The sequence below is a fragment of the Desulfobotulus sapovorans DSM 2055 genome (genome assembly GCF_059569355.1).
The window spans coordinates 21073-28896 of the sequence record NZ_JCANVJ010000034.1; the positions used below are offsets into that span (position 1 = coordinate 21073).

8 protein-coding genes are annotated in these 7824 nt (G+C 38.3%); all 8 read right to left on the reverse strand.

What is annotated here, in order from left to right; all coding sequences use genetic code 11:
* Nucleotides 1-8: 8 nt before the first annotated feature.
* Nucleotides 9-1964, reverse strand: coding sequence for a hypothetical protein (locus BR04_RS15965; protein WP_496357016.1), 1956 nt, complete (start codon nucleotides 1962-1964; stop codon nucleotides 9-11).
* A complete protein-coding gene (gene rffA, locus BR04_RS15970) occupies nucleotides 1957-3111 on the reverse strand; it encodes a dTDP-4-amino-4,6-dideoxygalactose transaminase (protein WP_496357017.1) in 1155 nt (384 codons plus the stop codon). The genes BR04_RS15965 and rffA overlap by 8 nt, the downstream gene beginning before the upstream one ends.
* A 393-nt stretch (nucleotides 3112-3504) precedes the next feature.
* A complete protein-coding gene (locus BR04_RS15975; protein ID WP_496357018.1) occupies nucleotides 3505-4284 on the reverse strand; it encodes a methyltransferase domain-containing protein in 780 nt (259 codons plus the stop codon).
* The gene (locus BR04_RS15980; RefSeq protein WP_496357019.1) at nucleotides 4285-4665 is read right to left on the reverse strand and encodes an EamA family transporter; all 381 of its coding nucleotides are present in this window, start codon (nucleotides 4663-4665) and stop codon (nucleotides 4285-4287) included. It lies immediately after the preceding gene.
* Between the two features lie 209 nt (nucleotides 4666-4874).
* Entirely contained in the window at nucleotides 4875-5426 is a 552-nt protein-coding gene (locus BR04_RS15985; protein WP_496357020.1) for an acyltransferase, read from the reverse strand.
* 107 nt (nucleotides 5427-5533) lie between these two features.
* Nucleotides 5534-6481, reverse strand: a complete 948-nt coding sequence (locus BR04_RS15990) for a glycosyltransferase family 2 protein (protein WP_496357021.1) — start codon at nucleotides 6479-6481, stop codon at nucleotides 5534-5536.
* A complete protein-coding gene (locus BR04_RS15995; protein ID WP_496357022.1) occupies nucleotides 6478-7164 on the reverse strand; it encodes a WbqC family protein in 687 nt (228 codons plus the stop codon). Before BR04_RS15995 ends, BR04_RS15990 begins: the two co-directional genes overlap by 4 nt.
* A gap of 363 nt (nucleotides 7165-7527) precedes the next feature.
* Nucleotides 7528-7824 (reverse strand): transposase (locus tag BR04_RS16000; RefSeq protein ID WP_496357023.1); only part of this gene is annotated, 297 nt, incomplete at its 5' end.

Sequence of the window (7824 nt, forward strand, 5' to 3'; positions counted from 1 at the left end):
TCTTTAAGTTATTTGGCGTATAAAGTTAGTTTGCGTGCAAGAGATGCGTTTTCTTCACCAGAGAACTCAAAGAAGGATTCATCTTTCATGATAATGCCGATATATGGTGTTCTGAAACCGATTTCTTTCCATTTTTCAAGATTCAAACCATCAAAAAGCTGTGAAAAATTATTGTTATCACAAAGGGCACTGTCATGTACCAAGATTGCAAATGCGTCATAATCATCTTGATGCTTATCCATGACAGATTTGAAATTACCATCCAGTTTGACAGCATCTTGGATTTGAGTACCATGGGCACATGTATCAATGTGGGCGAGTTTTACAGGATTTTGTAGGGGGTTGAGTCCGATCACTGTAAAACCGCGCAGGAGGTTGATATCTTCTGTTCCGTTTTCCATGCTAACATGGGATGGGCCTGAGGCCATGCCAGATGATTTTAAAAAATATTTTGTGTGAGTCGGTTCTGGTATTAAATCGATATATTGTGCAAGAGGATCACTACTTGTGGGAATCAGTCGATAGGTATGTTGAAAGTTCGTGTTAAACAGGTTTAATTGTTTGGTTTTTAATGTTTTGAGAAGATCGTTTCTTTTGTCTATGGAGAGATCGCATAGAGGCTTTGAGAGATCTGTACAGTTTCCAGTTGGGATTGTTGGATTTTTTAAATAATTATCAATGACTTTGACTTGGCCTGCATACCATCGCCAAATCCATGGAACACTGCAGTATGCATGTATTGATATGCTGTATTGAATAGACATAAATATTAAGAAGAGCAATGTCATCGGCATATGTTGCCATCTGTGTTTTTTTACAGTTTCTTTTTCAGAGAATGTCCACTTGATAAAAAGAGCGAAAGGTATGAGCTGATAAATGAGTACATATCTGGGTTGATTCAAATATTCAATTCCGAAATAAGAAATTCTCCCGAATAAAATTGCAGTAATCGATAGTGATGCGTAAATGAGAATAAAGGTAACTAAAAAATCAATGTTTTTGATTTCTGTCTTTTTTAAAATTAAATCAATAAAATGCTTTAGATAAAAGAATATTATGGGGATACTTATTGCCCAAGATATAAAAAATTTATGGTTTTCAAAGTTTGCCAGATGGATACCGTGCATGATCGAAGATGAAAAAATAATTCTTATGGCTTCAAGATAGGTATTGATATCAGTCAGGATTAGATTGTTTACTCTGTGTGCCGTTTTAGTTGATTCTGCTGTTAAGAATGTCCAGTTGATGATTAGAAAAATGCTACCTGTGAGTATGCCAGATAGTAGAAGCCAAGTGAAAGTCTTTCGCCTGAATTCCTGTTCTTTATTAAAACAAACCAGTGTTAATGTTGTTGCCATACTTAGCCAGAGGATGATGGAAGCTGTATCACCGATGAAAAGAATCGAAAATAGAAAGAATAACAACGGAGCAACTATGGTATTTTTTTTAATAGATCTCCATGTAAACCAAGCTGTGGTAAAAGCAATTGAAAGGGTAATGAATGAAAATGTAACCAATGACCATGTGTACAGCTCAGTTGAATTGAGTGATGTAATGACCATTAGTGCCATGAAAAACATGAGGATATTTTTAATCGGTACTGAGTTGGAATTAAGTTTTTTGAAAAAGAGAAAGGTGAAAAAGAAAATTATTGAAAATAACCCCAATAAACCTGCTAGTGATTCCCATCTGAAATCTAAATTGAAAAATTTGTAATTGGCATACAGAAAAATTTTATTCAGAGGCTGTGCATGATCGTCAATACTTCTTTTTACAAAGAAGTCACTTACGCTTAATCCATCTGTAATCCATTTCATGATATTGACGTCAAAAAAATACCAGGCATCGGATAGTATGAGTGGGTTGGCGGCCAAGCTGAGGAAATAGGTGACATTCAGACAGCAAAAAAAAGTTGTCAAAAAAACAATAAAAATTTTTGTCGCTCTTGAGGTTATCTCATTCATTGCATTCTTCCAGTGCAAAAAAATTATGTATCACATCAATAACCCTATCTTGGCATTCATCAAGGCCAATCCATAAGGGTAATCTTACAAGCTTTTCAGATAGTTGATCCGTTACTATCAGAGGTTTTTCGTAATGTCCATATTTTATACCTGCCGGAGCAGTATGCAGGGGAACATAGTGAAAAACCGTTGAAATGCCCATTTTATTCATATAATCAATAAATTTTGATCGTATTGCCAGGTTGAGGAGGAGAAGGTAGTACATGTGTGCGTTGTGTTTTATTCCCTCTGGTAAGATAGGGCGTCTCAATATTTTTTTTTCTTCCAAATCTGAAAAAGCTTTGTGATATTTATTCCATATATCAAGCCGCTTCTGGGTTATTTCTTCAGCGGTTTCCATTTGTGCCCATAAAAATGCTGCGGTGAGTTCTCCCGGCAAGTAGCTGGATCCTATATCACACCATGTATATTTATCTATTTGGTTACGGAAAAATTGGCTTCTATTGGTACCTTTTTCACGAATAATTTCTGCTCGTAAGGTTAGGTCTTTATCATTAATAAGGATAGCTCCACCTTCTCCAGAAATAATATTTTTAGTTTCGTGAAAGCTCAGGCAACCAATGTGGCCTATTGAACCAAGGGGGCGTCCTTTGTATGTGGACATAATGCCTTGGGCAGCATCTTCAACTACTTTGAGATTGTGGTGATTGGCGATTGCCATAATCTCATCCATTTCACAAGGTACTCCGGCATAATGGACAGGAACAATGGCTTTTGTACGTGGCGTTATTGCTTCTTCGATCAGGCGCTCATTCAGATTCAGGGTATCTTCCCGGATATCTACAAAAACCGGAACGCCACCTCGCAATACGAAGGCGTTAGCTGTGGATACAAAGGTATAGGAAGGCATGATGATTTCATCACCGGGCTGGATATCCAGAAGAATCGCCGCCATCTCCAGGGCTGCTGTACAGGAGTGGGTCAAAAGGGCCTTATGGCAGCCTGTACTTTTCTCAAGCCAGGCATGGCAGCGACGGGTAAAGGGGCCGTCACCTGCCAGCATATTTCCGAAATGCGCCTGGGTAATATGATACAGTTCCTTACCGGTCATGTAAGGCCTGTTAAAAGGTATGTTTTCTCCCGTCATTTAAGTTCCCTCAGCATACGGGTTTCAAAAGCAAGACTTGCCAGATAATCCCGGTATTCATAGTTGGGCATATGTTGCAAAAGTTTTTCAAATTGCTCCAGACTGAGAAAGTCCTTGGTTAGGGCGGCTTCTTCGGGACATCCGATTTTATACTCCGCATGATCATTCTTGATACACGGGGAAGTCTTGAAACGATATGGAAAATCTCTTGATCGGTGCATTTGAAATTTTCGAATGTGCCACGGTTGACCGTTTGGAGTATAATATATCATGGGCTTGTCATAAATGGCCTGAAGCTGCTTGCTGGAAATCTGTGTGAGAGGATAAAGGCGGAACCGCTCTCGTCAGCGAGTATGATGGTTTTCATTTTCTCCTTCTTTTTATAGTGACAAGTCATCTTTTTTTAGCAATACAAGCAAAACCCGATGCAATATTCTTAGCCATTGGATGTTTGATTAAAAAATAATCCAGAAATTTCAAGGGTGAAAGTAAAATCAAGAATAAAAAATATAGTGCCGTATATATCTTTTTATTACCAAATGAGAATGCAATAGCGAGCCATTCTTGAAGTATCCAAAGCATTCCTGATGTTGGCCCCCCAAACGGCTTAACAGCTATTATGTCAAAATCTCTATGAAGATGAAGAATACCTTCTCTGGTAACCCTCGTAAAATCATAGGGAGATGCATGAAACCCCTGAATAAAAGGAAAAGCAGTATAAACAATCCCACCATCTTTTAATACACGCTGAACCTCTTTTATAATTTCAGAGGGTTCTTTAACATGTTCTAAAACAGCAAGATTCAATATAATATCAATACTCTTATCCTCAAAAGGGAGGTCGGAGATATCACAAACAATATCTACATTGCCATACTGAAAAATGTCCACATTAATTACATTTTTATTTATAATGCTATTACCGCTACCCAAATTTAAAACAATATCGTCTTTTTTATAAAACCTTTTTAAAAATTTTCTCACAGAACCATCTACATAAACAGGACTTATTGCATAGATTAAAAAGTAATATAGTTTTTGGAATTTTTTTATTTTGTTTTTAAAGCCATCAAGGCCATCCACAATTTCTGAGGCTTCTATTTTTTTAAATATATATTTCCCCTTTTTAAGCTTATACGTTGCGCTATTTTTAAATATCTTCTTATTAATCATTCACATACTCCTGCTGACAACAAATATGCCAGAAATTATTAATAAGACACCAACACATCGGCTAAAATTCAGTGATTCATTAAAAAAAAGAACCGAAAATAAAAGCACAAAAACATAGCCCAAGGCTGTGTATGGATATGCATAGCTGATCTCAAATTTGGTCATTGCAATAATCCAAAATAAACCACTTAAAAAGGTCAGCATTATAGATATTATAATATATGGGTTCAAAAGCATGGTTATTGCAAAAAAAAACTTTTCAAAAAAACCTTCCATATTATCTGGGACACACTTTGATGCCTGCCACTTAATTATCATCTGACTTGCAACAGCAAAAATAACAGTTAAAAATATGTAGGAATGGTTTATAATATATTTCATATTTATGATCTTTGACCCTCAAAAATGTTTAGGCAATATACAAACCGTATTGAGTCAGGATTTTCTTAAAAATTAAAAGCTTTATAGTCAGCTTTTGTAACTTCTCAATAAGTCCAGGCAGGTTGCAGTAGATGAGTGGAATTTTTAACCAGCAAGTTAGCGTATTCCATTTTTTTGAGAAAAGCGATCAATCTATATTTTGCTCATATTCAACGAGGCTTAATAACCTTTGCAGGCACACCAGCAGCCAACGACCATGGTGGAATATCATTAATAACAACTGAACCAGCTCCGATTACGGCCCCCTCACCAATTGTAACCCCTGGAGCAATAATTACCCCTGAAAAAATCCTCACAAAAGAACCTATGCTAACCTTCTTAAATCTATGGACAATATGATCAAGTTTTGCATATTTCATTGAATAATCATCCATTGAGGAAAAAATCATAACTCCGGGACCAGTCCCTGATGAATTTCCAATTTCTATTTCTCCAGCACCGTATAAAATGTTATTTTCTGAAAACCAACAATTATCACCTATTTTGATACTGCCTTTTCCTAAACACCATGGTCTTCCACCACAATGAAAGTGGCAGTTAGATTGAATAAGAACATTTTTACCCATGAACAATCTATCAGGGTTTATAACAGAGAATGGGCGGCGGACGTCTGCTGAGTTATATTTTTTTAAAATTTTATAATAAACTATATCGTTACCTATAAAATCCCTTAATGTCTTCAGAAAATGTACTGCGTACATTATAACCTCCTGAGTTATATATTTTAAACCAAAAAATAATTTAGGATATATTGAAAAGCTCTCTTAAGTGAATCAAGCTTTTCTCATAAAATAAATGTAATATAAGTTTACAAGATAACCTCATTTTGCTTTGTTGATTTTGAATAAACATGTCTAATAATAGTGTATGGTCTTTGTTTTATCTCCGTAAATATTTTAGAAAGGTATATGCCAATCACACCGATACATGAAATTGTCAGCCCCCCAAAAAGCCAAACAGAAGCAATCACCGATGTCCACCCGGATATGGATTTTGCAACAAGCCACCACTGGGTGACAAGATAAAGAATATAGCAAAGCGACAAAAACGATATGGCAGTACCCATGTAAAAAATATAAATCAAAGGAGCATTGCTGAAACCTGTTACCGAATTTACCAGCAAAGACATTTTTTTTCTGAAATTATATGTGGTTTCACTGTTGTTAAGCTTTTTGACTTTATGGGGATACTGATCAAACCCCGTTGTATGGCATAGCCCTGCCATAAAAACTTCTCTTTCCCTATGACATAGCAGCGCCTGCACATAGCGGCGGCTCATAAGGCGTGCAGTTACAATATTTTCCGGCAGGTTTAACCCTGTGAGGATATTGAAAAAAAAGTAAAACCATTTTCCACTCCAATGCTCAAACCATCCCCCCTTGCGCTTATCCTGAACTCCATATACCACGTCTGCAGATTTATTTATCAACTGCTCTGTAAAGGGAATAAGCCATTCCGGCTCCTCCTCAAGATCGCTGTCTATAAGGAAAACTTTTTCTCCTTTTGCATGGGCAAGGCCTGTCATCATCGCTTTATGGTGGCCAAAATTTCGGGACAAATCCACGACAACCACATGGAAATCAGTTTCTGTCAGCTCTACTGCAAGTTCGAGACTGCTATCCGGAGAGCCATCATTCACCAGAATAATTTCATAATCTTCATCTGCAAATTCTCTGGCAACAGCAGTGCATCTAGCATAAAATTCCGCAATGTAGGGTGCAGATTGATAAAGGGTTGCAACTATAGACAGTTTCATGTCCTTACATACCTCATATACTTTCCACTGTTTCTGCCACAGTTGAAAAGAAGATCCAGAATACTCACGCCATGGACAAACTCACCCCACAACTGGGGATATTCCGGATACCCTTCATAATCAAACCAGGTCAGCCGGATACTTGCATGTTCAAAAATACTTTCATCCATATAATCTCTGGCCGCAGGCCCGGAAATATACTCTGTGCCTCCGGCCTGCATGCACAGATCCAGCAGGCGCTCGGTCTTTCCATCTGCAAGGGTATAGTCGGATGAACTTGAAATAATGGTTCCGATATGCAGATAGCGGCACACGGCCTCAATCATTATCCGATTCATTTCAGAAAGTAAGGTATAGCTTTGTTCTATGTAGAGGGGCTCAAGCCATGACGCTATTTCATTAAAAAAGGGAGCCCGCCTGTAGTTGGCTGCCAAGGATTTCCAGTGCTTCTGCTGCCAATCGCCATCAAGACGGACATCTTTAATTAGCCGTCTAATATTCTGTCCTACCGGCACTGTTAACCAGTTTATGCCTTGAGGTGTTTTAATTTTATTCCGATTCCGCCAGTCATTTTTTGTAAACTGCATATCATCATAGAGGATAAACTCATCCACGGCGGCGATCATATCAAAATAGCCCTTCCAGGGGATGTAGTTCGACTGGACAATGGCAATTTTTTTCAAATCTTCCTCTTTTCCATACCTTGGGTTATCGTTTTTTTAAAAAATATGACTGTAATTCCTCCACAATTCTTACCGCACTGTCTCCTGTGCCGTAAAGGTTATTGTGGATCACAACCTTTCCTTGGGCTTCATGAACCGCATCAAGAATCCGCCGGGTATTTGCTCTCCCAAGCACATTGGCCCCTGCCTTCAAAAGCTCTGGCAATAGCACTGCATCTGGGATAAAATTCCATAATATAGGGTACGGATTGATATAGTGTTGCAACAATCGAAAGTTTCATTTCTTTTAAACACCTCGTATATTTTCATTCTTTTTACTGTCTGTGCAGAGTCCAGATGATGCATCGAAGTTAGGGCGTGTCATCAGTTAAGCCATATGACGGAAGCTGCCAAGTGTATGGCACCCAAAAAAACGACGGCCCGCTTATCGTATCGAGTAGCAATGGCGCGGTATTGCTTGAGTCTGGCAAAAAAGTTTTCAATCAGGGCGCGTTCTTTGTACAATTCCTTGTCATATAAGCGCTTATCCGTGCGACTTCGTTTAGGAGGAATCACGGCTTCCACATCTGCTTTCTCCAGAACATCCAGGACTCGCCGGGCCGCGTCATATGCCTTGTCGGCCAGAAAAGCCTTGATCCGGTCGGTCAATCCGGGAAGCAG